The sequence below is a fragment of the Isoptericola aurantiacus genome (genome assembly GCF_044769875.1).
In the GTDB taxonomy this organism is placed as follows: Bacteria; Actinomycetota; Actinomycetes; order Actinomycetales; family Cellulomonadaceae; genus Isoptericola; species Isoptericola aurantiacus.
The window spans coordinates 239,287-265,506 of record NZ_JBJBAE010000002.1 but is presented as its reverse complement, the minus strand read 5'-3'; the positions used below and the strand labels follow the sequence as shown (position 1 = coordinate 265,506).

At 73.3% G+C, this 26,220-nt stretch carries 26 protein-coding genes; 9 read left to right on the top strand and 17 right to left on the bottom strand.

Going from position 1 to position 26,220, the window contains the following annotated elements:
- The 11 genes from aroB to ACIQLL_RS07925 all read right to left on the bottom strand — a co-directional run bounded on the left by aroB (nt 1) and on the right by ACIQLL_RS07925 (nt 11,392).
- Complete coding sequence (gene aroB, locus ACIQLL_RS07975; protein ID WP_402465225.1) at nt 1-1,143, bottom strand: 3-dehydroquinate synthase; 1,143 nt, start codon at nt 1,141-1,143, stop codon at nt 1-3.
- On the bottom strand, nt 1,140-1,667 hold the full coding sequence (locus ACIQLL_RS07970; RefSeq protein WP_402465223.1) for a shikimate kinase: 528 nt from the start codon (nt 1,665-1,667) through the stop codon (nt 1,140-1,142). Before ACIQLL_RS07970 ends, aroB begins: the two co-directional genes overlap by 4 nt.
- Nucleotides 1,664-2,881, bottom strand: coding sequence for a chorismate synthase (gene aroC, locus ACIQLL_RS07965; RefSeq protein WP_402465221.1), 1,218 nt, complete (start codon nt 2,879-2,881; stop codon nt 1,664-1,666). The genes ACIQLL_RS07970 and aroC overlap by 4 nt, the downstream gene beginning before the upstream one ends.
- Nucleotides 2,882-2,962: 81 nt before the next feature.
- Entirely contained in the window at nt 2,963-3,844 is an 882-nt protein-coding gene (locus ACIQLL_RS07960) for a shikimate dehydrogenase (protein WP_402465218.1), read from the bottom strand.
- Complete coding sequence (gene mltG / locus ACIQLL_RS07955; RefSeq protein ID WP_402465216.1) at nt 3,844-4,995, bottom strand: endolytic transglycosylase MltG; 1,152 nt, start codon at nt 4,993-4,995, stop codon at nt 3,844-3,846. Before mltG ends, ACIQLL_RS07960 begins: the two co-directional genes overlap by 1 nt.
- A 63-nt stretch (nt 4,996-5,058) precedes the next feature.
- The gene (ruvX, locus tag ACIQLL_RS07950; protein WP_402465214.1) at nt 5,059-5,565 is read right to left on the bottom strand and encodes a Holliday junction resolvase RuvX; all 507 of its coding nucleotides are present in this window, start codon (nt 5,563-5,565) and stop codon (nt 5,059-5,061) included.
- A complete protein-coding gene (gene alaS, locus ACIQLL_RS07945) occupies nt 5,558-8,254 on the bottom strand; it encodes an alanine--tRNA ligase (protein WP_402465211.1) in 2,697 nt (898 codons plus the stop codon). The genes ruvX and alaS overlap by 8 nt, the downstream gene beginning before the upstream one ends.
- 87 nt (nt 8,255-8,341) lie before the next feature.
- The gene (locus ACIQLL_RS07940) at nt 8,342-8,695 is read right to left on the bottom strand and encodes a hypothetical protein (RefSeq protein WP_402465208.1); all 354 of its coding nucleotides are present in this window, start codon (nt 8,693-8,695) and stop codon (nt 8,342-8,344) included.
- Nucleotides 8,692-9,075, bottom strand: coding sequence for a DUF948 domain-containing protein (locus ACIQLL_RS07935; RefSeq protein ID WP_402465205.1), 384 nt, complete (start codon nt 9,073-9,075; stop codon nt 8,692-8,694). The genes ACIQLL_RS07940 and ACIQLL_RS07935 overlap by 4 nt, the downstream gene beginning before the upstream one ends.
- A 104-nt stretch (nt 9,076-9,179) precedes the next feature.
- The gene (gene rpsD, locus ACIQLL_RS07930; RefSeq protein ID WP_402465202.1) at nt 9,180-9,806 is read right to left on the bottom strand and encodes a 30S ribosomal protein S4; all 627 of its coding nucleotides are present in this window, start codon (nt 9,804-9,806) and stop codon (nt 9,180-9,182) included.
- 188 nt (nt 9,807-9,994) lie between these two features.
- On the bottom strand, nt 9,995-11,392 hold the full coding sequence (locus ACIQLL_RS07925; RefSeq protein WP_402465199.1) for a replication-associated recombination protein A: 1,398 nt from the start codon (nt 11,390-11,392) through the stop codon (nt 9,995-9,997).
- Nucleotides 11,393-11,570: 178 nt separating this feature from the next.
- Between ACIQLL_RS07925 and ACIQLL_RS07920 the strand changes: the two genes are divergently transcribed.
- From ACIQLL_RS07920 to ACIQLL_RS07910, 3 genes are read left to right on the top strand one after another with little or no spacing between them, the layout of a single operon-like run.
- Nucleotides 11,571-13,352 carry an SLC13 family permease gene (locus tag ACIQLL_RS07920; RefSeq protein WP_402465196.1) on the top strand — a complete coding sequence of 594 codons (1,782 nt, stop codon included), beginning with the start codon at nt 11,571-11,573 and terminating at the stop codon, nt 13,350-13,352.
- 10 nt (nt 13,353-13,362) lie between these two features.
- The gene (locus ACIQLL_RS07915) at nt 13,363-13,644 is read left to right on the top strand and encodes an FAD-dependent monooxygenase (protein ID WP_402465193.1); all 282 of its coding nucleotides are present in this window, start codon (nt 13,363-13,365) and stop codon (nt 13,642-13,644) included.
- On the top strand, nt 13,596-13,877 hold the full coding sequence (locus tag ACIQLL_RS07910; RefSeq protein WP_402466304.1) for a hypothetical protein: 282 nt from the start codon (nt 13,596-13,598) through the stop codon (nt 13,875-13,877). Before ACIQLL_RS07915 ends, ACIQLL_RS07910 begins: the two co-directional genes overlap by 49 nt.
- Nucleotides 13,878-13,881: 4 nt before the next feature.
- Here the strand turns inward: ACIQLL_RS07910 and aspS are convergent, their stop codons facing one another.
- A complete protein-coding gene (aspS, locus tag ACIQLL_RS07905) occupies nt 13,882-15,663 on the bottom strand; it encodes an aspartate--tRNA ligase (RefSeq protein ID WP_402465190.1) in 1,782 nt (593 codons plus the stop codon).
- Nucleotides 15,664-15,779: 116 nt separating this feature from the next.
- Between aspS and ACIQLL_RS07900 the strand changes: the two genes are divergently transcribed.
- On the top strand, nt 15,780-16,253 hold the full coding sequence (locus tag ACIQLL_RS07900) for a PPOX class F420-dependent oxidoreductase (protein WP_402465188.1): 474 nt from the start codon (nt 15,780-15,782) through the stop codon (nt 16,251-16,253).
- Nucleotides 16,254-16,274: 21 nt separating this feature from the next.
- Here the strand turns inward: ACIQLL_RS07900 and ACIQLL_RS07895 are convergent, their stop codons facing one another.
- Nucleotides 16,275-17,345 carry a hypothetical protein gene (locus tag ACIQLL_RS07895; RefSeq protein WP_402465185.1) on the bottom strand — a complete coding sequence of 357 codons (1,071 nt, stop codon included), beginning with the start codon at nt 17,343-17,345 and terminating at the stop codon, nt 16,275-16,277.
- Nucleotides 17,346-17,388: 43 nt separating this feature from the next.
- Nucleotides 17,389-18,498: an Rv2578c family radical SAM protein gene (locus ACIQLL_RS07890; RefSeq protein ID WP_402465182.1), complete on the bottom strand. Its 1,110-nt coding sequence runs from the start codon at nt 18,496-18,498 to the stop codon at nt 17,389-17,391.
- Nucleotides 18,499-18,619: 121 nt separating this feature from the next.
- On the opposite strand from ACIQLL_RS07890, the gene ACIQLL_RS07885 reads away from it, so the two are divergent.
- Nucleotides 18,620-19,003 (top strand): VOC family protein, encoded by a 384-nt coding sequence (locus tag ACIQLL_RS07885; protein WP_402465180.1) that lies wholly within the window; start codon nt 18,620-18,622, stop codon nt 19,001-19,003.
- A gap of 39 nt (nt 19,004-19,042) precedes the next feature.
- Here ACIQLL_RS07885 and hisS read toward each other — a convergent pair whose 3' ends face one another.
- Nucleotides 19,043-20,413 (bottom strand): histidine--tRNA ligase, encoded by a 1,371-nt coding sequence (gene hisS / locus ACIQLL_RS07880; protein WP_402465176.1) that lies wholly within the window; start codon nt 20,411-20,413, stop codon nt 19,043-19,045.
- A gap of 53 nt (nt 20,414-20,466) precedes the next feature.
- Nucleotides 20,467-21,213 (bottom strand): MBL fold metallo-hydrolase, encoded by a 747-nt coding sequence (locus ACIQLL_RS07875; protein WP_402465173.1) that lies wholly within the window; start codon nt 21,211-21,213, stop codon nt 20,467-20,469.
- A gap of 183 nt (nt 21,214-21,396) precedes the next feature.
- Here ACIQLL_RS07875 and ACIQLL_RS07870 point away from each other — a divergent pair, with 183 nt between their 5' ends.
- The 4 genes from ACIQLL_RS07870 to ligD all read left to right on the top strand — a co-directional run bounded on the left by ACIQLL_RS07870 (nt 21,397) and on the right by ligD (nt 25,651).
- A complete protein-coding gene (locus ACIQLL_RS07870; protein WP_402465170.1) occupies nt 21,397-22,194 on the top strand; it encodes a peptidylprolyl isomerase in 798 nt (265 codons plus the stop codon).
- The gene (locus ACIQLL_RS07865; protein ID WP_402465167.1) at nt 22,191-23,822 is read left to right on the top strand and encodes a DUF349 domain-containing protein; all 1,632 of its coding nucleotides are present in this window, start codon (nt 22,191-22,193) and stop codon (nt 23,820-23,822) included. The genes ACIQLL_RS07870 and ACIQLL_RS07865 overlap by 4 nt, the downstream gene beginning before the upstream one ends.
- A 115-nt stretch (nt 23,823-23,937) precedes the next feature.
- Nucleotides 23,938-24,567, top strand: coding sequence for a hypothetical protein (locus tag ACIQLL_RS07860; RefSeq protein ID WP_402465164.1), 630 nt, complete (start codon nt 23,938-23,940; stop codon nt 24,565-24,567).
- Between the two features lie 10 nt (nt 24,568-24,577).
- Complete coding sequence (ligD, locus tag ACIQLL_RS07855) at nt 24,578-25,651, top strand: non-homologous end-joining DNA ligase (protein WP_402465161.1); 1,074 nt, start codon at nt 24,578-24,580, stop codon at nt 25,649-25,651.
- A 4-nt stretch (nt 25,652-25,655) separates the two neighbouring features.
- On the opposite strand, the gene ACIQLL_RS07850 is transcribed toward ligD, so the two are convergent.
- A complete protein-coding gene (locus tag ACIQLL_RS07850) occupies nt 25,656-26,204 on the bottom strand; it encodes a dihydrofolate reductase family protein (RefSeq protein ID WP_402465159.1) in 549 nt (182 codons plus the stop codon).
- Between the last annotated feature and the right edge of the window lie 16 nt (nt 26,205-26,220).

The window sequence follows — 26,220 nt, the reverse complement described above, 5'->3', positions numbered from 1 at the left end:
TCAGAGACTCAGCGTCACCGGCACGCCGGGGTTGCCCGACGGCGGCTCGGCGGAGATCTCGGCGTAGGCGGCGGCGAGCACCGTCGGGTCGGGGCCCTCCAGGCGCACCGGCGCGGCGACGTCGTCCAGGACGACGAACCGCAGCAGATCACCACGGGCCTTCTTGTCCCGGCGCATCGCGGCCAGCAGCTGGTCCCAGCGGTCGCCGCGGTACGTCGTCGGCAGGCCGACGGCGGTGAGCAGCTCGCGGTGCCGGTCCACGACGGCGTCGTCCAGCTTGCCGCCCAGGCGTCCCAGCTCGGCCGCGAACACCATGCCGACGGCCACCGCGGCGCCGTGCCGGAGCTGGTAGCGCTCCACGAGCTCGATCGCGTGCCCGAGGGTGTGCCCGTAGTTGAGGATCTCGCGCAGACCCTGCTCGGTGAGGTCCTCGCCCACCACCCGGGCCTTGACCCGCACGGAGCGCTCGATGAGCTCGGTGAGCACCGCCCAGGTCTCCTCCGAGGCGCCGGCCCCGGCCCACTCGCGGATCTCGTCGGCGTGCTCGGCGACCAGCTCGAGGATGCGCTCGTCGGCGATGAACCCCGTCTTGATCACCTCGGCCATGCCGGCCACGAGGTCCCACCGGTCCAACGACTCCAGGGCGGCCAGGTCGCACAGCACTCCCGCCGGCGGGTGGAACGCCCCCACGAGATTCTTGCCCTCGGCGGTGTTGATGCCCGTCTTGCCGCCCACGGCCGCGTCGACCATCGCCAGCAGCGTGGTGGGCACGTGCACGACCTTGATCCCCCGCAGCCAGGTCGCTGCGACGAACCCGGCCAGGTCCGTCGTCGCGCCGCCGCCCACCGACACGATGGCGTCCGAGCGTGTGAAGTCGGCCTGGCCCATCACCTGCCAGCAGAACGCCGCGACCTGGGCGGTCTTCTGCTCCTCGGCGTCCGGCAGCTCCGCGGCGAACGCCTGGTAGCCGGAGGCCACCAGGTCCTCCCGTACCGCCTCGCCGGTCGCCTCCAGCGACGCCGGGTGCATCACGAGCACCCGCCGCACGTCGGGGCCGAGCAGTCCCGGCAGCTCGCCGAGCAGGTGCCGCCCGATCACGACGTCGTAGGGCTCGTCCCCGGTCACGCTCACGCGGACCGTCATGGCTGTACCTCCTGGTGGATCTCGGCGGCGACCTCGTGCGCCGTGCGGGCGTCGGAGAGCACGCGCAGCGTGGCCAACCGTTCGTAGGTGGGGCGCCTGGCCTCCATGAGCTCGGCCCAGCGCGCCCGCGGGTTGCCGACCAGCAGCGGCCGCGCCTGGTTGAACCCCACCCGGGGCGCGGCGTGCGCCAGCGACACGTCGAGGAAGACGACGGTGCCGCCGTCGGACACGTACCCGGCCAGCGCGCTCTGTGTGTGGGCGTCCATCACGGCGCCGCCCCCGAGCGCGAGGACGCCGTCGTGGGTGGCCAGCGCCGTGGTGACGGCCTCGCGCTCCAGCTCGCGGAAGTGCGGCTCGCCGTCGGTGACGAAGATGTCCGCCACCGGCTTGCCGGCGGTGCGTTCGACGTCGGCGTCGGTGTCCCGGAACGCCACGGACAACTTGCGGGCCAGGATGGTGCCGACGGTCGTCTTGCCGCTGCCGGGCGGGCCCATCAGCACCACGCGTGGACGGGTGCCCGTCATCGCAGCAGCTCGGGGATCGAGGCCAGGTAGGCCTCGGCGTTGCGCCGGACCTCGGCCACGGAGTCCCCGCCGAACTTCTCCAGGGCGGCCTGGGCGAGCTCGAGGGCCACCATGGCCTCCACGACGACGGCGGCCGGCGGCACGGCGCACACGTCCGAGCGCTGGTGGTGCGCCGTGACCGCCTCCCCCGTGGCGACGTCCACCGTGGCCAGGGCCCGCGGGACCGTGGAGATCGGCTTCATCGCCGCAGAGACCCGCAGCACCTCACCGTTGGACATCCCGCCCTCGATGCCCCCCGCACGGTTGGAGCGGCGCCGGATGCGGCCGTCGTCGTCGCGCTCGATCTCGTCGTGCGCGGCCGAGCCGCGGCGTCGGGCGGTGCGGAAGCCGTCCCCCACGCCCACGCCCTTGATCGCCTGCACGCCCATCAGCGCGCCGGCCAGGCGGGCATCCAGACGCCGGTCGGAGTGCGCGTAGGTGCCCAGCCCGGTCGGCACGCCGTAGGCGAGGACCTCCACCACTCCGCCGAGGGTGTCGCCGTCCTTGCGGCACGCGTCGATCTCGGCGACCATCGCCTCGCTCGTCGCACCGTCGAAGCAGCGCACCGGGTCGGCGTCCAGGGCCGCGACGTCGTCGGGCGTCGGCAGGTCGGCGTCCTCGGGGACCTCCACCGGGCCGATCGCCGTGACGTGGCTGACCAGCCGCACGCCGAGCGCCTGCTCCAGGAACTTCGCGGCGGCCACGCCGAGCGCGACGCGGGTGGCCGTCTCGCGGGCGCTCGCGCGCTCCAGGACCGGCCGCGCGTCGTCGAACCCGTACTTGCGCATCCCGACCAGGTCGGCGTGCCCGGGGCGCGGGCGGGTGAGCGGACGGTTGCGGGCGATCTCCCGCTCGTCACCCGTGCCGGCGTCGATCGTGAGCGCCTCGGGCTCGACCGGGTCGGCCGACATGACGTCGACCCACTTGGGCCACTCGGTGTTGCCCACCTCGATCGCCAGCGGGCCACCCTGCGTGACGCCGTGGCGCAGACCACCCAGGACGCGGACCTCGTCCTTCTCGAACTTCATCCGTGCACCGCGGCCGTAGCCGAGCCGACGGCGCGCCAGGGCGTCCTGGATGTCGGCGGTGAGGAGCTCGACGCCGGCGGGCAGCCCTTCCATGACGCCCACGAGGGCCTGGCCGTGCGACTCTCCCGAGGTCAACCAACGCAGCATGGTGGCGATTCTTTCACGCCGTCCCGGCCCGGCACGCATCCGGCCGGATGCCGGACGGCGGGTACGGCAGCCCTGCCGGGTTCAGGCTGCCGGGACGGACAGCGCGCTCCGCAGGGCCGCGTCCATCGCCGCGAGCGGAGCCGGGCGGCCGGTCATGAGGCGGACCTGCTCGACAGCCTGGTGCAGCAGCATGCGTTCCCCGCCGACGACGGTCCCACCGGTGGCGGCCCAGGCCTGCGACAACGCGGTGGGCCGCGGGTCGTAGACGACGTCGAGCAGCACGCCGGACGGTCCGACGCCCCGGGAGCGCAGCGCCTCGGCGACCGGGTCGGCGGCGTGGGCGGGCATCGTGGAGACCACCACGTCCGCGGCGGCGAGCAGCTCCGGTGCAGACGCCGCGTCCAGCACCTCGAACCGCGGGGACACCCCCATCCGCGCGGCGGCCTCCTGCAACCCGGCCGTGCGCGCGAGGCTGCGGACCAGGACCCGCGGCGTCGTGCACCCGAGCTCGCCGAGGGCGGCCAGCGTCGAGGCCGCCGTCGCTCCCCCGCCCAGCACGACGGCGTCGCCCACGGGGACGCCGTCGGAGCCGTGGCGCTCGACGAGCCCCTCCCGGAGCGCGGCGACCAGCCCGTAGACGTCGGTGTTCGTGCCGGTCAGGGTCACCCCGCTCTGCGCGGGTGCGACCAGGACCGTGTTGACGGCCCCCACGGCCCGCGCGGACGGCTCGACGTGGTCGACCAGGTCCATCACGGCGTGCTTGAGAGGCATCGTCACGCTGAGACCGGCCCACCCGAGGTCCAGGTCACGGACCCGCTCGCCCAGCTGCTCGACAGTGGTGTCGATCGCGCTGTACTGCCAGCCGTCCAGACCGAGGGCCGCATAGGCGGCGGTGTGCAGGGTGGGCGAGAGCGAGTGCGCGACCGGATGCCCGAGGACGGCCGCGCGACGGGTCGCGGGCATCAGCCGTTCTCCGACTGCCAGGCCTGGTACTCCGCCTTGAACTGCTCGAACTCGCTGTAGCTGTCCGTGAACTTGGTCTCCCCCGTGTCGAGGTTCACCGTCACATACCAGATCCAGTCCCCCTGAGGCGGATCGACCACTGCTTCGACAGACGCCGCCCCAGGATTGCTGATCGCCGTCGGCGGGAGACCGACCCGCTGACGCGAGGCGTAGGGGAAGTCGGCGTCGTTGAACTCCGAGACGGTGATCTCGGACGCCGGCTTGCCGCGGCCGTAGGCGTCGACGGCGTCCATCCCCAGCGGCGAATCGCGGTCCAGGCGGTTCTCGATGACCCGCGCCACCTCGCCGCGATAGCCCTCCGGTGCTTCCTTCTCGACGATGGACGCCTTGATCAGCACGTCCTGGCGATCCTCCGACGGGACATCGAGGTTGTCGAGCTCGGCCGTTGTCTGGTCGACCATCGTGGACAGCAGGTCCACCGCGTCGTCGTCGGGCTGGACCGTGTAGGTCTTGGGGAACAGCCAGCCCTCGGCGTTGCCGTCCGCCTGGCCCGGCAGGCCGATCTTCTTCGGCTTGTCCAGCGCCGCCTCGAGCTCCTTGCGGGTGATCGGCGTGACCGAGGCGATCTTGTCGATGATCTGGTCGACCGTGTATCCCTCGGGGATCGTCACGTTCGTCTCGACCTTCTCGTTGGCGACGAGCGCCTGGACCGCCCCGGCAGCGCTCATCCGCGTGCTGAGCTCGTAGGTGCCCGGCTGGATGCCCGCCGCGCCGGGGGTCGTCTCGAACGCGTCGGTGAACGCGCCCACGCTGGCCACGACGCCCGCATCCGCGAGCACCTGGCCCATCGTCGCGCCCGTGGCCCCGTCGGGGATCTCGATCTGGACCGGGTCCTCCCCGGGGCCCGGGTAGTCCTCCGGCGCGGAGTCGAAGGAGAAGTCGAAGCCGGCCAGCGTGCCCCCGAGCCGGTCGATCAGGTAGTACCCGCCCACGCCGAGGATGCCGAGCAGCAGCACCAGGATGAACGCGGTGCGCCGCTGCCGCTTGCGCCGGCGCTTGCGTGCCGCCCGCTTGCTCGCCGCCGATCGCCCCCGGGACGGCGGCAGCGCCGCGTGCCGCTGGGCGGTGGAGGGCTCGAAGAGGTCCGTCACGCCGGAATCATCCTTCGGGTCGTTGCGGTCAGGGTCGGTTCGCTCACGGTCGCGCCGCCGTTCTCAGCTCACGTCGACGTGCTCGCCGGCCCGGTCGCCCGAGGCCCGCTCCACGTCGAGAGCGTGTTGCAGAATGATAACGGCTGCCGCCTGGTCGATGACAGGCCTGTGCTTGGCGGTTCGCTGACCCGCCGCCCGCAGCTGCGCGTGCGCCGTGACCGTCGTCATCCGCTCGTCCACCAGGAACACGGGCACCGGCGCGATCTCGTGCGCCAGACGCCCGGCGAACCCGCGGGCGTCCGTCGTGGCCGCGCCCTCGTTGCCCGACAGGTGGCGTGGCAGGCCCACGTAGACGACGGCGGCGGACCGGTCGGCAGCCTCGGCCGCGATCCGCGCGACGTCAGCGGTGACGGCCGGCGTGCCGTCCGGCGTCGTCGGCCCCGTCAGGACACGCGCGACCGTCTCGACCGGCGTGGCGACCAGCCCGTCGGGGTCCGAGCCGGCCAACCCGATCCGAGCCTTGCCGACGTCGACCCCGAGGCGTGCGCCCCGCGGCAGCGCATCACTCACCGACGGACTCCCGCACCCCGTTCGTCACGCCCTGCAGCGCCATCGGCACCGCGGTCGCGTCGGAGCCGCCGCCCTGGGCCAGGTCCGGCTTGCCGCCGCCACCGCCGCCCAGCGTCTTGGCCGCGGCCTTGACGAAGTCGCCGGCGCGCAGGCCGGCGTCGCGGGCCCCGGCGTTCGTGGCGACCACCACGAGCGGACGGCCGTTCGCCACGCCCGCCACGGCCACCACCGCCGGATCGGCCTCGCCGAGCCGTCCGCGCACGTCGAGGACGAGCGCACGCAGGTCGTCCGCCGAGGCGACCTCCCCGGCGTCGTGCGTCACGACGCGCACCGTGCCGACCGTCCGGGCCTCCGCAGCCAGGTTGCCGGCGGTCGCCAGCAGCCGGCCCTGGCGCAGCGTGGCGAGCTCCTTCTCCGACTCCTTGAGGCGGGTCAGCAACGAACCCACGCGGTCCGACAGCTCCTCGGCACGCACGTTGAGCATCCCGGTGAGCTGTCCCACCAGAGCGTGCTCCTTGGCGTGGAAGCCGTAGGCGCCGTCACCGACGAGGGCGTCGACGCGGCGCACGCCGGAACCGATCGACGACTCGCCGAGCAGCGCCACCCGGCCCAGCTCGCCGGTGGCGCGCACGTGCGTGCCACCGCACAGCTCGCGGGACCAGTCCCCGCCGATCGAGACGACGCGCACGTTCTCGCCGTACTTCTCGCCGAACAGCGCCATCGCACCCAGCGCCTTGGCCTCCGCCAGCGGCATCGTCGTGTCCGTGACCTCGAGGTTCTCGGTCAGGCGCGTGTTGACCCGCTCCTCGATCTCGGTCAGGGCCGACGGCGAGACGGCCGACGGCGACCGGAAGTCGAGGCGCAGACGACTCGGCGCGTTCTCCGAACCAGCCTGCGTGCGGTCCTCGCCGACCATCTCGTGCAACGCCTTGTGGATCATGTGCGTCGCCGAGTGCGCGCGGCTGATCGCCACGCGGCGCGTGGTGTCGATCGACGCCGTGCCGGGGTCGCCCAGCGCCACCGTGCCCTCGGTCAGGCGCCCACGGTGGACGGACAGCCCGGCGACCGGTCGCTGGACGTCGTCGACCTCGATGACCGCACCGGTGTCCAGCACGATCGTGCCCTGGTCGGCCAGCTGACCGCCCGCCTCGGCGTAGAACGGCGTGCGGTCCAGCACGACCTCGACGTCCGCGGGCGCCGTGGCCGCGGGCGCCGCGCCGCCGTCGGCCAGGAGACCCACGACGTGCACGGCGGCCTGGGTGTCCGTGTAGCCCAGGAACTCCACCGGAGCACCGAGGTCCTTGGACAGGTCCTCGTACGCACGCAGGTCCGCGTGCCCCGTCTTCTTCGCCAGCGCGTCGGCCCGGGCGCGCTGCTTCTGCTGCGCCATCAGGTCGCGGAACGCCTGCTCGTCGACCTGAACGCCCTGCTCGGCCGCCATCTCCAGGGTCAGGTCGATCGGGAAGCCGTAGGTGTCGTGCAACGCGAACGCCTCGTCGCCGCCCAGCACGACGGCGCCGCTGCCCGCCTTCTTCTTGGCGCGGCTCACGGCCGTGTCCAGGATCGTCGTACCCGCCGCCAGCGTCCGGCGGAACGCCTCCTCCTCGCCGTACGCGACGTCGCTGATCCGGGCGAAGTCCGTCTCGAGCTCCGGGTAGGACGCCTTCATCGCGTCCCTGGACACCGGCAGCAGAGCCGGCAGCGCCACGTCGTCGACCCCGAGGAGGCGCACCGAGCGGACCGCGCGACGGATGAGGCGGCGCAGGACGTACCCGCGGCCCTCGTTCGCCGGACGGACGCCGTCGCCGATCACCATGAGCGCCGAACGCACGTGGTCCGCGACGACGCGCATGAGCACGTCGTCCTCGCCGTTCACGCCGTACCGCTTGCCCGTCATCTCCTCGACGGTCGCGATCACCGGGAAGACCTCGTCGATCTCGTAGAGGTTCTCCTTGCCCTGCAGGAGATACGCGATGCGCTCCAGGCCGGCGCCCGTGTCGATGCTCTTGTGCTCGAGCTCGCCGAGCAGCGGGTAGTCCTTGCCCTGACCCTCACCGCGGACGAACTGGTCGAACACCAGGTTCCAGATCTCGAGGTACCGGTCGCCGCCCGGGTCGACCGACCCGCCCTCGGCCTCCGGCCCGTACGCCGGTCCCCGGTCGTAGTGCCACTCCGCGCAGGGGCCCGCCGGGCCCGGCTGACCGGTGTCCCAGAAGTTCTCCTCGCGCGGCAGGCGCACGATGTGCTTCGGGTCCAGGCCCACACCCTTGGTCAGGGCGTCGTAGGCCTCGTCGTCCTGCTCCCAGATGGTGACCCACAGTCGGTCACCGTCCAGGCCGTAGCCGCCCGCGGACTGCGACGTGGTCAGCAGCTCCCAGGCGAAGTCCACGGCCTCGCGCTTGAAGTAGTCGCCGAACGAGAAGTTGCCGTTCATCTGGAAGAACGTGCCGTGGCGCGTCGTGCGGCCCACGTTCTCGATGTCGTTGGTACGGATGCACTTCTGCACGCTGGCCGCCCGCGGCCACGGGGCCGCCTCCGTGCCGAGGATGTACGGGATGAACGGCACCATGCCGGCGATCGTGAACAGGATCGACGGGTCCGGCGAGACCAGGGGGACGCTGGGCACGATCTCGTGGTCCTTGGACCGGAAGTAGTCGAGCCAACGCTGGCGGATGTCGGCGGTGCGCATGGTGTCCTTCGTGGGGTGTGGTGATGCCGGGAACGGTCCAGGGACCATTGTCCCGCGCGCTGCGGGGTGCTCCGGCGCGGGCCGGGCTCAGAACGAGTAGCCGAGCTCTTCCTCGTCGGCGCGCGTGGCGGCCTCCGGGTCCGGCGCGGCGGCGTGCCGACCGTGGGCCGAGCGGCGCGCACGGACCTCGTCCGGGTGCGGCTGACCCTCCGCCAGGAGTGCTGCGACGAGCTCGGCCTCGCGCGCGGACCGGGCCGCGGTGAACTCCCGGCGGAACGTGGTGACGAACGTCGCCGACCGGCGGGAGACGTCGCGGCCCAGGTCGCCGGCGCGTTCCGCGACGGCCTCGGGCGTGTAGCGGGCCACGACCCGGCGGCCGCGCCGGATCACGACGATCGTGATCGTGACACCGACGCCGACCCAGAAGAGCCGGCGGGTCACCGGTCGGCCCCGCCCTCGTCGGAGGACTGCCGGCCCCAGGCACGCGCGAACGCCTGGCGCACGCCGTAGGAGAAGGCCGCCACCTTGACGAGCGGACGCCCGAACGTCGACGCGTACAGCCCCGTCAGCGCGGAGACGTTCTCGCTGACCTGGGCGGCCGAGGTGGTGATCGTGTCGACCTTGACGAGCTGGTCGTTCGTCGAGGCCACCGTGGTGGCGGCCTCGTCGAGGATCGGCACCGAGTGCTCCGTCAGCTCACGGATGCTGCGGGAGGTCTCGTCCAGGGCGCGGCCGAGCTTCACGAGCGGGACCGCCAGGAAGCCCACGAGCAGGACGAACGCGATGGCGGCCACGAGACCGGCCACGTCGCCAACGGACATCTGTCATCTCCTCGGTCGGGGTGCGTCGCCACCCTATCCAACGACGGACGCCCCGTCCCGGATCGGGGCGGGGCGTCCGTCGGCCGTACGCGATCAGGGTCTGATCAGCGGGCGTAGTACTCGACGACCATCTGGACGTCGCAGGTCACGGGGACCTCGGCCCGCTTCGGGGCACGGGTCAGCGTGGCCGACAGCTTCTCCAGGCTGACGTCCAGGTAGCCCGGGAGCTCCGGCAGCACGTCGCGGTGGGCACCGGCCGCGGCGACCTGGAACGGCGTCGTCGTCTGCGACTTCGGCTTGACCTGCAGGGTCTGGCCGGGCTTGACGCGGAACGACGGGCGGTCGACGATCTTGCCGTCGACGAGGATGTGGCGGTGCGTGACGGCCTGGCGCGCCTGCAGGATGGTGCGGGCGAAGCCGGCGCGCAGCACGAGCGCGTCGATGCGGGTCTCCAGGTCCTCGACCATGACCTCACCGGTCAGGCCCGGGTGCTTGCGGGCGACCTCGTAGACCTTGAGCAGCTGCTTCTCGCGCAGCGCGTACTGGGCGCGCAGACGCTGCTTCTCGCGGAGGCGGACCGCGTAGTCCGACTCGGTGCGGCGACGGGCGCGGCCGTGCTCGCCCGGGGGGTACGGACGCTTCTCGAAGTGCTTGACGGCCTTGGGCGTCAGGGGGATGCCGAGCTTGCGGCTGAGGCGCACCTGGCGGCGCGACTTGGTGACAGAGGTCACTGTGCTTCCTGTCCTGTGGTTGCGGATGAAGGTCACACCCGAGACGCACCACGACCTGGCGGCCGAGGAGATCGGGTGCGGGACCAGCCGACGGGGCGCTCGGGACCGGCGGTGCAGCCGGTCCGTCAGGGTGCCCACGGGGCCGAGGTCCCAGGCGGTCGCCGTGAAGGCAACCCCACCATGCTACCTCATCGCTGCTGCCCCTGGCCCCCCGCCAGGATCTCCCGGATCCCCCGCAGCCGTTCGGCCACCTGCCGCTCGAACCCCCGGTCCGAGGGCTCGTAGTAGCGCCGGCCCGCCAGCTCGTCCGGGAGGTACTGCTGGCCGGCCACCCCGTGCGGGGCGTCGTGGGCGTACTGGTAGCCGGTCCCGTGACCGAGCTTCTCGGCCCCCGCGTAGTGGGAGTCACGCAGGTGCGCGGGCACGACGCCGACCCGCCCGGCCTGCACGTCGGCCAGCGCGGCGCCGATCCCGGCATAGGCCCGGTTCGACTTCGGCGCCGTGGCCAGGTGCACGACCGCCTCGGCCAGGACGATCCGCCCCTCCGGCATGCCGATGAGCTGGACCGCCTGCGCCGCGGCGACGGCCGTCTGCAGGGCGGAGGGGTCCGCCATGCCGACGTCCTCCGCCGCCGAGATGACCAGCCGGCGTGCGATGAATCGCGGGTCCTCCCCCGCCGCAACCATCCGGGCCAGGTAGTGCAGCGCGGCGTCGACGTCGGAGCCGCGGATCGACTTGATGAACGCCGAGACGACGTCGTAGTGCTGGTCGCCGTCGCGGTCGTAACGCACCGCGGCGACGTCGACCGCCCGTTCGATCGCCGCGAGGTCGACGGTGGCCGGTGCCGACGCATCGGGCCGCGCATCGCCGAGCACCGCACCCGCGGCGGCCTCCAGGACCGTCAGCGCCTTGCGGGCGTCACCCCCGGCCATGCGCACCAGCTGGTTCTCGGCGTCGTCGGCGAGCGCCACCGCGCCGTCGAGACCACGCTCGTCGACGACGGCCCGGCGCACCAGCGCACGGACGTCGTCGGCCGTCAGGGGTCTGAGAGTCAGGAGCAGGGAGCGGGAGAGCAGGGGCGAGTTGACCGAGAACGAGGGGTTCTCCGTGGTGGCGGCCACCAGCGTGACCCACCGGTTCTCGACGCTCGGCAGCAGGGCGTCCTGCTGGGTCTTGGAGAAGCGGTGCACCTCGTCGATGAACAGCACCGTCTCCTCGCCGCCGGTGGCCAGCCGACGACGCGCGTCCTCGATCACCTGCCGGACGTCCTTGACCCCGGCGGTCACGGCCGAGAGCTCGACGAACCGTCGTCCGGAGCTGGTCGCCACGAGGTAGGCCAGCGTCGTCTTGCCGACCCCGGGGGGACCCCACAGGATGACCGACCCGGGCGCGGCGCGGCGGGCCCACTCGTCCGCGGGGTCCACCAACCGGCGCAACGGGGAACCGGCCACCAGCAGGTGGTCCTGCCCCGACACCTCCTCGAGACGGGCCGGCCGCATGCGCACGGCCAGCGGAGCCCCCGGCCCGGGGCGGGTCGTCACCGGCGTGCCGTGCCGACCGGTGGTCGCGGTGTCGAACAGGTCCATGGACGGGAGCCTAGTTCGGTGCACCCGCGGTCGCACACCTGTTCGATCCCGGCGCGCCGAGATCGTGCGCCCTTGCGCCCCCGCGTGGGCACCGCTGCTAGCCTGTCGCGGCGGCACCGGCCACCCGGCGCCCCGGGGTGCGGGCCCGCCACCTCCACATCGCACGACAGACGGGGACGTGACCGTGACGCTCGACGCCTGGCTGACCCTCGCCGTCGTCCTCGGAGTGCTCGCCCTGCTCGTCCGGGGCAGGGTCTCGCCCGCCGTGACGGTGTTCGCGGGCGCCGTCGCCGTCATGATCCTCGGCGTGGTGACGCCCGAGGAGGCGTTCTCCGGCTTCTCCAACCCCGCGCCGATCACGGTCGCGGCCCTCTACGTGCTCGCGGCCGGCATCGAGAAGACGGGGGCCCTCACCCCCCTCATGCAACGGACCCTCGGGGACAAGGGCACCTACCGGCTGCCGCTGCTGCGCACGCTGTCGCCGACGATGGCGGCCTCCGCCTTCCTCAACAACACACCCATCGTGGCGATGCTGGTGCCCCAGGTCACGTCGTGGGCGAACCGACGGCGCCTGGCCGTGTCCAAGATCCTCATGCCCGTGTCGTTCGCCGCGGTGCTGGGCGGGCTGCTGACCGTCATCGGGACGTCCACCAACCTCGTCGTCTCCGGCCAGATGTCCGCGCTGGGACTCCAGGAGATCGGGTTCTTCGAGATCGGCAAGCTCGGCCTGCCCATCGCGCTCGTCGGGTTCGTCGCGCTCGTCACGCTGTCCCCCGTGCTGCTGCCCGACCGCCGCTCGGCGCGAGCGGAGATCGAGGAGGAGGGGCGCCGGTTCTCCTTCGAGATGATCGTCGAACCCGGCGGGCCCGTCGACGGCAGGACAGTCGGCGAGGCCAGGCTCCGGGACCTGTCCGGACTCTTCCTGGCCTCGGTCGACCGCGGCGACACGACGATCGCACCGGTCCGGCCCGAGACGGTGCTGCGCGGCGGCAACCGCCTGCACTTCGTCGGTCCCGTCGACCGCGTGGTGAACCTGCACGAGCTGCGCGGCCTGCGCTCGGCCGAGATGGAGCACGTCCTGGACCTCGCCGAACCCTCGGTGCGGTACTACGAGGCCGTCGTCGGGTCCCGCTCCCCCCTGGTCGGACGCACCCTCAAGGACGTGGGCTTCCGCGCCACCTACCAGGCGGCCGTGCTGGCCATCCACCGCTCCGGCCAGCTCGTCGAGAGCCGCCTCGGCACGGAACGCATCCGGCTGGGCGACACCCTCATCCTCGTCAGCGACCCCGACTTCCGTGACCGGTGGCGCGACCGCGCGGACTTCCTGCTGGTGGCCGAGCTCGACGGGCGTCCGCCGTCCCCCACGCCCCGGGGCTGGATCCCCGTCGGGCTGCTGGCCGCCGTCGTCGTGCTGGCCGCCACCGGGCTCGTGCCCATCCTGCAGGGTTCGCTGGTGGCCGCCATCGTCCTCGTGGCGACCAAGGTCCTCTCGCCCCTGGAGGCCCGGCGCGCGATCGACCTCGAGGTGATCATCGTCATCGCCTCGGCGTTCGGCCTGGCGGCGGCGATGAGCGCCTCCGGCCTGGCCGGGTCCGTCGCCGACGGGCTCGTGGGGCTGTTCGGCGGGTTCGCGCCCTACGGGGTGCTGCTCGGGCTCGTGCTGGCGACCGTGCTGCTCACCGAGCTGGTGACCAACAACGCCGCCGCCCTGCTCATGCTCCCGGTCGCCGTCAGCACGGCCTCCGCGGCCGGGCTCGATCCACGCGGTGCGGCGATCGCCGTCGCCGTCGCCGCGTCCGCCTCGTTCCTGTCGCCCATCGGCTACCAGACGAACATGATGGTCTACGGACCCGGTGGCTACCGGTTCACCGACTACGCGCGGCTCGGGTGGGTGCTGACCCTGCTCACCGTCGTCGCCACCGTGGTGCTGGTACCGACGCTGTGGCCGGCGGGCGGCTGACCCCTTCGCGGTGCACGCCCGCAGCCTCGAGGTCCTCGACGCCCGCGGGCTCGCCGACCCGCTGTCGGCCACCGGGACGCGCGTGCCGACGGTCCGCCTCTTCTCCCGGCTCGAGGTCCCCCTGGACGGGCTGCCCGGCCGGTTCCCGTTCGTCCTGGTCACCCCGCAGGACGAGGTGGAGCGGTTGCTGCGGTCCGCGCCGCCGTCGGCCTCGACTTCCCGGGCCAGACCGTCGTCTCGGCGATGGTCCTGGCCGACGTCCGGCTGCGCGAGGAACCCCCGGACGTGCTGACCGTGTCCGCGCGCGAGGACGGGTTCGGGTTCCTGGCGCCGTTCGGGAACGGCTGGTACCGGTTCATCGGCTGGCACGGCGAGACGGACCTCGACGACACCGTCGACCTCGCCGAGGCGCGTGCGGCCGGACGGCTACCTGGCCGCCGTCGCGGCGCCCTCGGCACCGCAGCGACCGTGAGAGCCCGCCCCGCGGCCGGGGCGGGCTCTCACGGTCGGCGTGCGGAGATCTGAGGCGTCAGGCCTCCTCGGCCTCCGGGACGGCGTCGACTCCCGCTTCCTTGCGCTGCTCGGGCGAGATGGGCGCCGGGGCGTCGGTCAGCGGGTCGTACCCGCCGCCCGACTTCGGGAACGCGATGACGTCGCGGATCGACGGCGCACCCGTCAGCAGCGCGACGATCCGGTCCCAGCCGAATGCGATGCCGCCGTGCGGCGGGGCACCGAACTTGAACGCGTCCAGCAGGAACCCGAACTTCTCCTGGGCCTCGGCCGGTCCGATGCCCATGACGTCGAACACACGCTCCTGGACGTCGCGGCGGTGGATACGGATGGAGCCGCCGCCGATCTCGTTGCCGTTGCAGACGATGTCGTAGGCGTACGCCAGGGCGTGGCCCGGGTCCGACTCGAAGGAGTCCAGCCACTCGGGCTTGGGCGAGGTGAAGGCGTGGTGCACAGCCGTCCAGGCGGAGGTCCCCAGGGCGACGTCGCCCTCGGCGGCCGCCTCGCCCGTGGACTTGAACAGCGGCGCGTCCACGATCCAGACGAACGCCCAGGCGTCGTCGTCGATCTGTCCGGTGCGCTCGGCGATCTCGACGCGAGCCGCACCCAGGAGGGCACGGGAGTCGGACGTCTTGCCGGCGGCGAAGAACACGGCGTCGCCCGGCTGGGCACCGGTCGCGGCGGCGAGGCCCTCCCGCTCGGCGTCCGAGAGGTTCTTCGCGACCGGGCCGCCCAGCGTGCCGTCGTCCGCGAAGGTCACGTAGGCGAGGCCGCGAGCGCCGCGCTGCTTGGCCCAGTCCTGCCAGGCGTCGAACTGCCGGCGCGGCTGCGAGGCCCCGCCGGGCATGACGACGGCGCCGACGTACTCGTTCTGGAAGACCCGGAACGGGGTGTCGGCGAAGTACTCGGTGAGCTCGACCAGGGGGTTCGCGAAGCGCAGGTCGGGCTTGTCCGTGCCGTACAGGCGCATGGCGTCGGCGTAGGTCATGCGCTCGATCGGGGTGGGGATCCGGACGTCGATCAGGTTCCAGATCTCGGCGAGCAGCTCCTCGGTCAGCGCGATGACGTCGTCCTGGTCGACGAAGCTCATCTCGACGTCGAGCTGGGTGAACTCCGGCTGCCGGTCCGCGCGGAAGTCCTCGTCGCGGTAGCAACGGGCGATCTGGTAGTACCGCTCGAGGCCGCCGACCATGAGGAGCTGCTTGAAGAGCTGCGGGGACTGCGGCAGCGCATACCAGGAGCCGGGCGCGAGCCGGGCAGGCACGAGGAAGTCGCGCGCGCCCTCGGGCGTGGACCGCGTCAGCGTCGGCGTCTCGACCTCGACGAACTCGTGGCCGTCCAGCACGCGACGCGCCGCCTGGCTGACCTTGGACCGCAGGCGGAGCGCGGCGGCGGGCGCGGGCCGGCGCAGGTCGAGGTAGCGGTGCGCCAGCCGGGCCTCCTCGCCGATGGTCTCGGTGTCGGCCAGGGCGGTGGAGACCTGGAACGGCAGCGGTGCCGACTCGTTGAGCACGACGACGTCGGTGGCGATCACCTCGATGTCACCGGTGGCGAGGTTGGCGTTCGCGTTGCCCTCGGGGCGCCCCGACACCTCGCCGGTGACCTGCAGGACGAACTCCGAGCGCAACGGGTGCGCGACGGCCTCGTCGCGGATGACGACCTGCGCGATGCCGGAGGCGTCGCGCAGGTCGATGAAGGCCACTCCCCCGTGATCCCGCCGTCGGTCGACCCAGCCCGTGAGGGTGACGGTCTGGCCGATGTGCTCGGCCCGCAGTGAGCCGGCCGTGTGGGTGCGGAGCACGAAGGGGTCCTTTCGAACGGTTCGGGGTGCCGCCGTCGGCGTCCCGACGGCGTGGGCGTACGCGACGCCCGTGACATCCTAGTGCGGCACCACCGTCCCGCAGCGAGGAGATTCTCATGGCACGGCAGATTGCGACGAACACCACGGCGTCCCGGGACGAGCTGCTCGCGTTCCTGCGCTCCCGTCACAACGGCGTGCTGGTCACGACGCGGGACGACGGACGGCCCCAGCTGAGCCCGGTGACCTACGGCGTCGACGGCGAGGGACGCGTCGTCGTGTCGACGTACCCGGAGCGGGCCAAGGCGGTCAACCTGCGCAAGCGCCCCCAGGCCTCGTTCATGTCCCAGGGCGACGACTTCGGCGACGCCTGGGTCCAGGTCGACGGGACCGCCGAGGTCCTCGACCTGCCGGACTCGCTGGAGCCCCTGGTCGAGTACTACCGCGCGGCGGCGGGCACGGAGCACCCCGACTGGGACGAGTACCGCGCGGCGATGGTCTCCCAGGGCAAGTCCGTGGTGCGCCTCACGATCGAGCGCTGGGGGCCGATCGCCACGGGCGGGTTCCCGGCACGGCTCGCCGAGCAGGACTGATCGGGCCGGCGGGGCCGAGGCTCAGCCGCGCAGACGTCCGACGGCCCGGCGGGCGCGCTCGCTGACCGCCGGACGGCGGGAGCGCGTCTCGGCGAGCAGCGCCACCATCGCCTCGATGGCCGCAGCGGTGACCTGCCCCGGCAGGGGTGCGTCCGGGTCGACCCGGTCCGCCGGGGGCTCGGCGGGGTGCAGGTCGGCGAGGTCGCCGTGGATCCGGACGCCTCGTTGCCGAGCCCACCGCATCCAGGACTCGCTGCGCTCGACGACCCACGGGTGGTCCTGCGGGCCGACGGTGATCCGCGGCGAGCGCCGCGGTGCCAGCCCTTCCGGCACGACGACGGTCTCCAGGAGCGGCGCGTACGTCCCGCCCCGCCGGGTCTCGTCGCCGAGGCGGCTGTTCAGGCGCCGCAGCAGCTTCACCTCCGGCACCCCCAGGGACTCGTTGGCACGGGTCGCCTCGAGCGGCCCCCAGCCGGGCTCGGCGCCGACGGCCTCGAGGAACCGGCTCCACAGGTCGCCTCGCGCACCGCCGGGTCCCGGGGCGGTGACCAGGTGCAGCCGGTCGGCCGGCAGGTCGGCACCCCAGGTCGTGAGCACTCCCTGCACGTCGAACGACCGCATGAACTCGAGCCGGCCGCGACGTGCCCGCCGCATGTAGGTGCCGAAGGGCATGACGCTGCCGAACTTCACCATCTCCTGCCATCCGCTGGTCAGCTCTCGCGACAGGTCCCGGGCGGTCATGACCACGTGCACCTCCGCCCCGGTGCCGTGGAGGTCGTCCAGCACGCGCCGCGCCTGCTCGGCGGTCGCCGACGACAGGATCTCGTGACCGAGCACGACGTCGCCCGCGGCCCGGCGGCAAGCGCGCAGCAGCCGTGGCCAGGCGTCGCGCAACGACTCAGGATCGAGCCCGTGGTCCTTCCCGACCACCGAGAGCGCGCCCCAGTAGTGGATGCGCGGATCGCGCAGGCGGCCCAGCGGGTAGGTCAGCCCGTGACGACGCAGCTGGCGCTGGTTGGCGAGCAGTCGCGACTGGAGATACGTGGTGCCCGACTTCGGGGCCCCGACGTGGAGGTGGATTCGCCTCGGCATGGACTCACGATGGCACATGGCGCGGCCGTCGCGTCCCAGCGGGTCAGAACAGCGGTTCCTCCTCGCGTGTGCCGACCACGGAGCCGCTCGCCGGCCGCCCCGGCACCATCGCGCCGGCAGGGTAGTCGGCGTCCTCGTGCGGACGGAGCGCGTCCTCGGGACGTCCTGTCGCACCCGAGCCGGCGCGGTGGCCCGATCCCGCGAAGCCACGCTCCTCGAGCAGCGGCCGCACCCGTGACCAGAGCCAGTCCCGGTACCCACGGTGGGCGTCGGCACCGCGGGCGAACACCCGCCCGTAGCCCGCGAGCCGGTCCGGGTGCTCCCGCTCCAACCACTGCAGGTACCACTCGCGGGTGCCGGGCTTGAGACGCAGCGGGATCACCGTGACCCCCGTGGCACCGGCCTCGGCGATCGCGTCCAGGAGTCGGGTGAGGTGGCCGACGGAGTCGGTCAGCCACGGCAGCACCGGAGCCACCATGACCCCGCACGGCAGCCCGGCCGACCGCACCGCGCGCACCAGGTCGAGGCGCGCCTTGGGTGTGGGGGTACCGGGCTCGACCGACTGCTGGAGCGCGGCGTCGGCGAAGGACAACGACACACCGAGGCCGACCTCGACGTGGCGCGCGGCGGCCGCGATCAGCGGCAGGTCGCGGCGCAGCAGCGTGCCCTTGGTGAGGATCGAGAACGGCGTGCGCGAGTCCGCGAGCGCCCCGATGATGCCGGGCATCAGGCGGTACCTGCCCTCGGCCCGCTGATACGGGTCGGTGTTGGTGCCCAGCGCGACTGGCTCACGGCGCCACGAGGGCCGGGCCAGCTCCGCGCGGAGCACCTGGTCGACGTTCGTCTTGACCACGACCTGCGAGTCGAAGTCCGCCCCGGCGTCGAGGTCGAGGTACTCGTGCGTGGGCCGGGCGAAGCAGTAGGCACAGGCATGACTGCACCCTCGGTACGGGTTGACCGTCCAGCCGAACGGCATCCGTGAGGCGGCGGGGACCTTGGACAGCGCGCTCTTGGCCAGCACCTCGTGGAACGTCACCCCGGCGAAGTCGGGTGTGCGGACGCTGCGGACCAGCCCGAGGCGTGCGAGGCCGGACCTCTCCAGTCCCGGCAACGCGCCGTCGTCGGCACCTGCTGCCTGCCCGTCCCATCGCATGCACCGATTCGAACAGGTGTTCGTACTGCTGTCAAGGACGCCGATGAGTTGCCGGTCCCGCACGGGTCTTCCTGGACGGGGACACGAGCCGATCCCCCGCCACGACCGACGAGGAGGAACCATGGTCCAGGTCCAGCAGGCCTTCAGCAGCTACTCCGTCGACGACCTCGACACCGCCGAGAACTTCTACCGCGACCGCCTCGGGCTCGAGGTGCGGCGCACGCCCATGGGGCTCGAGCTCGACGTCACCGGGGGCTCCCCGGTCTTCGTCTACCCCAAGGGCGCGGCCCACCGGCCGGCGAACCACACCGTGCTCAACCTCCAGGTGGCCGACATCGACGCCGCGGTCTTCGAGCTGGCGGCCGCGGGCGTGGACCTGCTCCGCTACCCGGACTTCCCGCACGACGACGCCGGGGTGGTGCGCAGCGACGACCCCGGTTCCGGTCCGACGATCGCCTGGTTCACCGACCCGGCGCGGAACGTCATCGGTCTGATCCAGGCCTGACGGCCACGCGGTCCCTCGACCAGGACGCGTGCCGCGCGATCAGTCCGCCGCGACGACCCGCGGGTGCAGGTCCGCCGACGGCGGCTGCCACGCCGACGGGTCGGCCTCCACCTGGTCACCGGACCGGATGTCCTTGACCTGGTGCACCTCACCGGGGAACCACACGAACGGGATGCCGCGCCGGTCGGCGACCTTGATCTGCTTGCCGAACTTCGCCGCCGTCGGCGCGACGTCGGCCGGGACGCCGCGAGAACGCAAAGCGGCGGCGACGGCGTCCGACGTCGCACGGTGCTCCTCGTCGCTCACGGCGACCAGCACGGCGGTGGGCACCCCGCGGGTGGCGGTCACCAGCCCCCCGGAGAGCAGCCGGGAGACCAGTCGCGTCACGCCGATCGAGAGCCCGACGCCGGGATAGGTGTTCTTGCCGTCCGAGGCCAGAGTGTCGTACCGGCCGCCCGAGCAGATCGACCCGAGCGCCTCGTGACCGACGAGGAACGTCTCGTAGACCGAGCCCGTGTAGTAGTCCAGCCCGCGGGCGATCTTCAGGTCCGCCACCACGACGCCGGGGGCCCGGACCGCGGCGGCCGCCACCAGCGCCCCGAGCTCGTCCAGGCCCGTCTCCAACAGGTCGGTCACGGCTCCACGTGCCGCGGCGAGCTCACGCACGCGGTCGACGACCCCGACGTCGTCGCCGTGGATCGCGGCGAGGTCCAGGCAGGCTGCCGCCTGCTCCGGCGTCGCCCCCTGCTCGGCGACCAGCAACGCCGCGACCTTCTCGGCACCGATCTTGTCGAGCTTGTCGATCTGCCGCAGCACACCCTCGACGTCGTCCAGCCCCAGGCCGCGGTAGAACCCCTCGGCCACCTTGCGGTTGTTGACCAGGATCCGGACCTCGGGCACACCGATCTCCCGCAGCGCGCCCAGCGCCTCGGCCATCACCAGCGGGAGCTCGACCTCGAAATGGTAGGGCAGCTCCCCGGCGCCGACGACGTCGATGTCCGCCTGGACGAACTCGCGGAAGCGGCCGTCCTGCGGCCGCTCACCACGCCAGACCTTCTGGATCTGGTACCGCTTGAACGGGAAGGCGAGCCGACCGGCGTTCTCCAGCACGTAGCGCGCGAACGGGACCGTGAGGTCGAAGTGCAGCCCCAGCTGCTTCTCCCCGCGACCGGCGTCCGGACCCGCCGCCTCGGTGTCGTCCTCCGCCTGGAGGCGACGCAGCACGTAGACCTCCTTGGAGGTCTCGCCCTTGCGCAGGAGCTGGTCGAGCGGCTCGACGGCGCGGGTCTCGACGCCGGCGAACCCGTGCAGCTCGAAGGTCCGCCGCAGCACGTCCAGGACGTGCTGCTCCACGACGCGGCCGTCGGGAAGCCATTCGGGGAAGCCGGAGAGAGGGGTGACGCGAGCCATGGGCACGATCCTGCCAGATCGCCGACGGCGCCGCGGACACGTCCGCGGCGGCCTCAGCGCGGCAGGAACGGGTTGGTCGCCAGCTCCCGCGCGACGGTCGTGGTGGGGCCGTGACCGGGCACGACCTGCCACGCGGGGTCCAGGCCGCCGACGACGTCGCGCAGCGTGGCGAGCATCGCGTCGACGTCCGCGCCGGGCAGGTCCGTGCGTCCCACCCCGCCGGCGAACAGCACGTCACCGCTGAGCACGACGCCCCGACCCGGGCCCGGGCCGATACCGGCCCCGGCCAGGAGGTACAGGGTGGATCCCTCGGTGTGTCCCGCCGCGTGCAGAGCACGGATCGTCACCGCACCGGCCGCCAGGTCGACGACGGCGCCGTCGAACGGTTCGACGACCGGCGCCGCACGGTAGTCCCGTGGCGTACGGCCGTAGTCCGCCAGCGCCTGCGTGAGCGCCGCGCTCACGCTCGTGGCGGGCCCGCCGAGCCCGGCGACACCCAGGCCGAGGCTGCCGAACGGGTCCGTGACGCGGTGGACGTCGGCCGCGTGCAGACGCAGCGGCACGTCGTGGCGCACGCACAGCTCGGCGGCGTCCCAGGTGTGGTCGACGTGGCCGTGGGTGGCGAGCACCGCTCGCGGGGCCAGGCCGTGCTGGACCACCAGCCGGGTCACCGCCTCGGCGGTGCCCGCGCCAGGATCGACCACGACGCAGTCCCGGCGTCCGTCGGCATCGACGGCGTCGGCCACCACGACGCAGCAGTTGGTCCCGAACACGGGAGCGACGACCACGTGCAGCTCCATGGCGACCACCGTAGCCGGTGCCCGCCGGCCCCGTCCGTGCCGTCCACAGGGCGCCGTGACGGCTCTCGAGCGGTTGACCCCGGTGCCGCGCCCTAGACTGTGCGCACGCGCGGTCGGCCCGCGCGCGGGCACGGCCCGCACCCGGCAGGTACGGCAGGCACGGCACGAGGAGGACGACCGACGGTGGCGCCCAGCAAGCGCGAACGCGACTACGCCCGCAAGCGCCAGGAGAAGTGGGACGAGCGTCGGCGCGCCCGGAAGGACCGGCAGCGCCGGATCGGCGTGATCATCGCCATCGGCGCGATCCTCGCCCTGGTGGCCGGCGGCGCCGTCGTCGCCGGGCTGTCGTCCTCGTCGTCGGAACCCGCAGCGATCGCGACCCCCGGGACCGAGCCCGCCGGCGGCGCCTGCCCGCCCGGCTCCACCGAGGCACGCGACGGCGGCGACCTGCCCGACCCGTCGGTCGCCGAGGACCGCACGTGGACCGCCGCCCTGGACCTGTGCGTCGACGGTGCCGCCGAGACCGTCCGGCTCGAGCTCGACGGGGCAGCGGCACCGCAGGCCGTCGCCAGCTTCGTCGCGCTGGCCCAGCAGGGCTACTTCGACGACACGTCGTGCCACCGCCTCACCACGCAGGGCATCTACGTGCTCCAGTGCGGCGACCCCACGGCCACCGGCACCGGTGGGCCCGGGTACTCGTTCGGACCGGTGGAGAACGCCCCGGAGGACGACGTCTACCCGGCCGGCACGCTCGCCATGGCCCGTCGCGGCGGGGACGCCGCCTCGATGGGCTCGCAGTTCTTCCTGGTGTACCAGGACTCGACCATCCCGTCCGACGCAGTCGGCGGGTACACGGTGTTCGGCACCGTGTCGTCCGGCCTGGACGCCGTCCAGGCAGTCGCTGACGCGGGCACGGCCGAGGGATCCGGAGACGGCTCCCCCGTCAGCCCCGTCATCATCGAAGGAGTGGAGACCCAGTGAGCGAGAGCACCCCCGGCTCGACCGGCCCCGAGGACGTCGAGGTCGCCGCCGAGCAGGCGCAGGCCGAAACTCCTCCCCCCGAGCCCGAGCCGGCTCCCGGACCGGAGACCGAGGCGGCCGACGGGGCCCCCGCCCCGGCCACCGAGACCGCCGGTGACACCCCGGCCACCAAGACCGCCGGTGACGCCCCGGCCGCGGAGTCGACCACGACCTCCCCGAGCCCCGCCCGTCCCCGGCCCGCCAAGCCGGCGCCTCCGCGGCCGGGAGTGCCCAAGCCGTCGGCGATCCGTCCGCAGGCGGCCACGCCCCGCACCGCGCCGAAGCCCGCCGCGGCCGCGGTCGTGCCACCCGTGGCCGACGACGCCGAGGCCGTCGCCGCAGCGGCGGCGTTCGGCCGCGTGGACGACGACGGCACCGTCTACGTCCGGGAGTCCGCGGGGGAACGCGCCGTGGGCCAGTACCCGGGTGTGTCCGGGGACGAGGCGCAGAGCCTGTACGTGCGCCGCTACCTGGACCTGGTCGCCAAGGTCGCCCTGTTCGAGGCTCGCCTCGGCAGCGCGGACCTGTCCGTCCGCGAGATCGACCAGACCCTGACGAAGCTGACCGAGGAGACCGCGGAGCCCGCCGCCGTCGGCGATCTCGACTCCCTGCGGGACCGGGTCGAACGGCTGCGCACCCAGGCCGCCGAGCGCCGTGCCGCGCTGGAGCGCGAGCGGGCCGCCGCCAAGGAGCGGGCCGTCGAGGCACGCACCGAGATCGTCGAGGCCGCCGAGAAGGTCGCGGCGACCGACCCGGCCAAGATGCAGTGGCGGCCGGCCGGCGAGGAGCTGCGAGCGCTGCTCGACCGCTGGAAGGAGTCGCAGCGCAACGGTCCGCGCATCGACAGGCCGACCGAGGAGGCGCTCTGGAAGCGGTTCAGCCACGCGCGTACCGCCTTCGACCGCGAGCGACGCCACTTCTTCGCCGAGCTCGAGCAGCGCAACAGCGAGGCCAAGGCGGTCAAGGAGAAGCTCGTCGCCGAGGCCGAGGCCGTGCAGCACTCCACGGACTGGGGGGCCACGTCGGGTGTCTACCGCGACCTCATGGCCCGGTGGAAGGCGGCCGGACGCGCCAACCGCAAGGACGACGACGCGCTGTGGGCGCGGTTCCGCGCCGCACAGGACGTCTTCTTCGGCGCCCGGGACGCGGCCAACGCCGAGATCGACGCCGAGTACGGCGAGAACCTCAAGGTCAAGGAGGCGCTGCTGGTCGAGGCGGAGGGACTGCTCCCGGTCACGGACCTCGCGGCCGCCAAGGAGGCGCTGCGGGGTATCCAGGACCGCTGGGAGGACGCCGGCAAGGTGCCTCGGGGTGACCTGCAGCGCGTCGAGGGGCGGATGCGGGCCGTCGAGAGCGCGGTGCGTGACGCCGAGGACGCGAAGTGGAAGCGGACGAACCCCGAGACGCAGGCGCGCGCCGAGGGCGCGGCCGCGCAGCTCGAGGACGCGATCTCGGGTCTGGAGGCGGATCTCGCCGCCGCGCAGAAGTCCGGTGACCAGCGCACGGTCGAGGAGCTGACCACGGCGATCGCCGCACGTCGCGCCTGGTTGGAGCAGGTCGTCAAGGCGGCCGAGGACTCCCGGGGCTGACCCGACCGCTGTGGACGGCCGAGGCCGTCCACAGCAGGTCGCCCGGCTGCCGGGCGCGGGGGTCCGGCGCGCTAGGTTCGGTGGACGTCCGAGCTCGCCGCCCGCGGAGGCCACCATGTCCGTCCTCGTCCCCGAACGGCCCCTGCGCGACCTGGTCGCCGGTCCGCCGTCGCCGCGGTCGGTGCTGCGACCGCCCGACGTCGGTGGGACGGCTGCCTGGCAGGTGCTGGTGCGCGACGGCGCGGTCCGTGTCCTGCGGGGCGACGCCGGGTGCCGGCCCGACGTCGTCGTCGGCCCCGCGCTGCGCGCCGGTCTGGTGGCGTCCGAGGTGCCGACCGGCGCCGTCGTGACCGGCCGCACGGCCGTCTGGATCCACACGGGCGCCGGCGACGGCGAGCACCTGGACCTGACCTGCGCGGCCGGGCGGCACCGGCCGGACCGGCCGGTGGGTGCCAGGCTGTGGCAGTCTCCGCTGCTCGCGGCGGACACCGTCGTCATCGCCGGCGCACCCGTCACCGTTGCCGAGCGCACCGCCGTCGAGCTCGCCCTGCACGACGACGACCCGGTGCGGTTGCTCGTCGCCCTGGCGCAGCACGGCACGGACCTCGACCGCGTCCGGCGCCGGCTCGAGCTGCGGCACCGCGCGGTCGGTCGACCGCGGGCCCGGCGTCACCTCGAGGCGGCGCGAGAAGCGCTCGGGCCGACGCCGGCGACACCGCGCGCACGAGCCCGCGGCCAGGCGTAACGTGACCGGCATGGCCACCTCGAAAGCCGTCGAGCTGGACGTCGGCGACCGCACCGTCCGGGTGTCCAGTCCCGACCGGGTCGTGTTCCCCGATCTGGGCGTGACCAAACGACAGGTCGTGGAGTACTACCTCGCGGTGGGCGACGGCATCCTGGGCGCCCTGCTGGACCGCCCCACGACGCTGGAACGGTGGCCCCGGGGCGTGTTCGAGGGTGCGGTCATGGCCACCCGGAGCGACTCCCACGGCGACGCCTTCTACCAGAAGCGGGTCCCGAAGGGTGCACCCGACTTCGTGCGCACCGCGCGGATCGCGTTCCCGTCCGGACGGACCGCCGACGAGGTGGCGCCGCACGAGCTGGCCGTGGTGGCCTGGGCGGCGCAGCTCGGCACCCTCACCTTCCACCCCTGGCCCGTGCGGCGGGACGACGTCGAGTCCGTCGACCAGCTGCGCATCGATCTGGACCCGCAGCCGGGCACCGACTACGCCGACGCGGCACAGGTCTCGCTCACGCTGCGGGAGGTGCTCGACGAGCTCGACCTGACCGGCTGTCCCAAGACCTCGGGTGGCCGCGGGCTGCACGTGTTCGTCCCGCTGCAACCCCGGTGGTCGTTCCAGCAGGCACGGCGCGCCACGATCGCCGTCGGGCGGGAGCTGGAGCGCCGTCTGCCGCAGCGCGTGACCACCAGGTGGTGGAAGGAGGAACGCGGGGAGAAGATCTTCGTCGACTACAACCAGATGGCCCGGGACCGGACGATCGCCTCGGCCTACTCCCTGCGCCCCAACCGTCGAGCCACCGTGTCCACGCCGCTGACATGGGACGAGGTCACCGAGGTCCATCCCGACGACTTCACGATCGCGACCGTGCCGGACCGGTTCGCCGAGCGCGGCGACCTGTTCGCGACGCTGCGCTCCGACCGCGACCCGGCGTCGAACTGCTCGCTGGAGCCCGCGCTGGCGCTCGCGCACCGTGACGAGGAGGAGCACGGGCTCGGTGACCTGCCGTACCCGCCCGAGTACCCCAAGCAGCCCGGTGAGCCGAAACGCGTCCAGCCGAGCCGTGCCAAGGCCGACGGGGGCAGCTGACGGCTCAGGCCCGCCGGTAGCCCAGGTAGACCGCCCCGTCGGCGAAGCGGCGGCTGTCCACCAGCGCCAGCGCCGTGTGCATGCCCTCCGGCAGCGCGTGCAGCCCGCCACCGAGCACCTGGGGAAGCACGAACAGGTCGATCTCGTCGACCAGCCCCTCCCGCAGCGCGTCGGCGGCCGTCGTCGGCCCGGAGACCTCGACGACGCCGTCCGTCGCCGCGACGATCTGGGCCAGCCGGTCCACGGTCAGGCGCGGTTCGAGCGTCGTCCGGGGCGCCGACACGCTGCCGAGCGAGTCGGAGCACACGATCTTGTCGGTCGCTGCCCACAGGCCGGCGAACTCCTCCTCCACGGCAGAACCCGCCGGCCAGTCGTCCCAGACGCGCAGGGTGGCGTACATCCGTCGGCCCATCACGAGCGTGCGCGCCGCGCGGAACCGCCCGTTGACGAAGGCGTGCATCTCGTCGCTCGGCGCGCTCCATCCGATGTTCCCGGCGGCGTCCGTCACCCGGCCGTCGAGCGAGCACGTCATCCCGAACCTGAGCGTTCCCATGCCTCTACCGACCTCC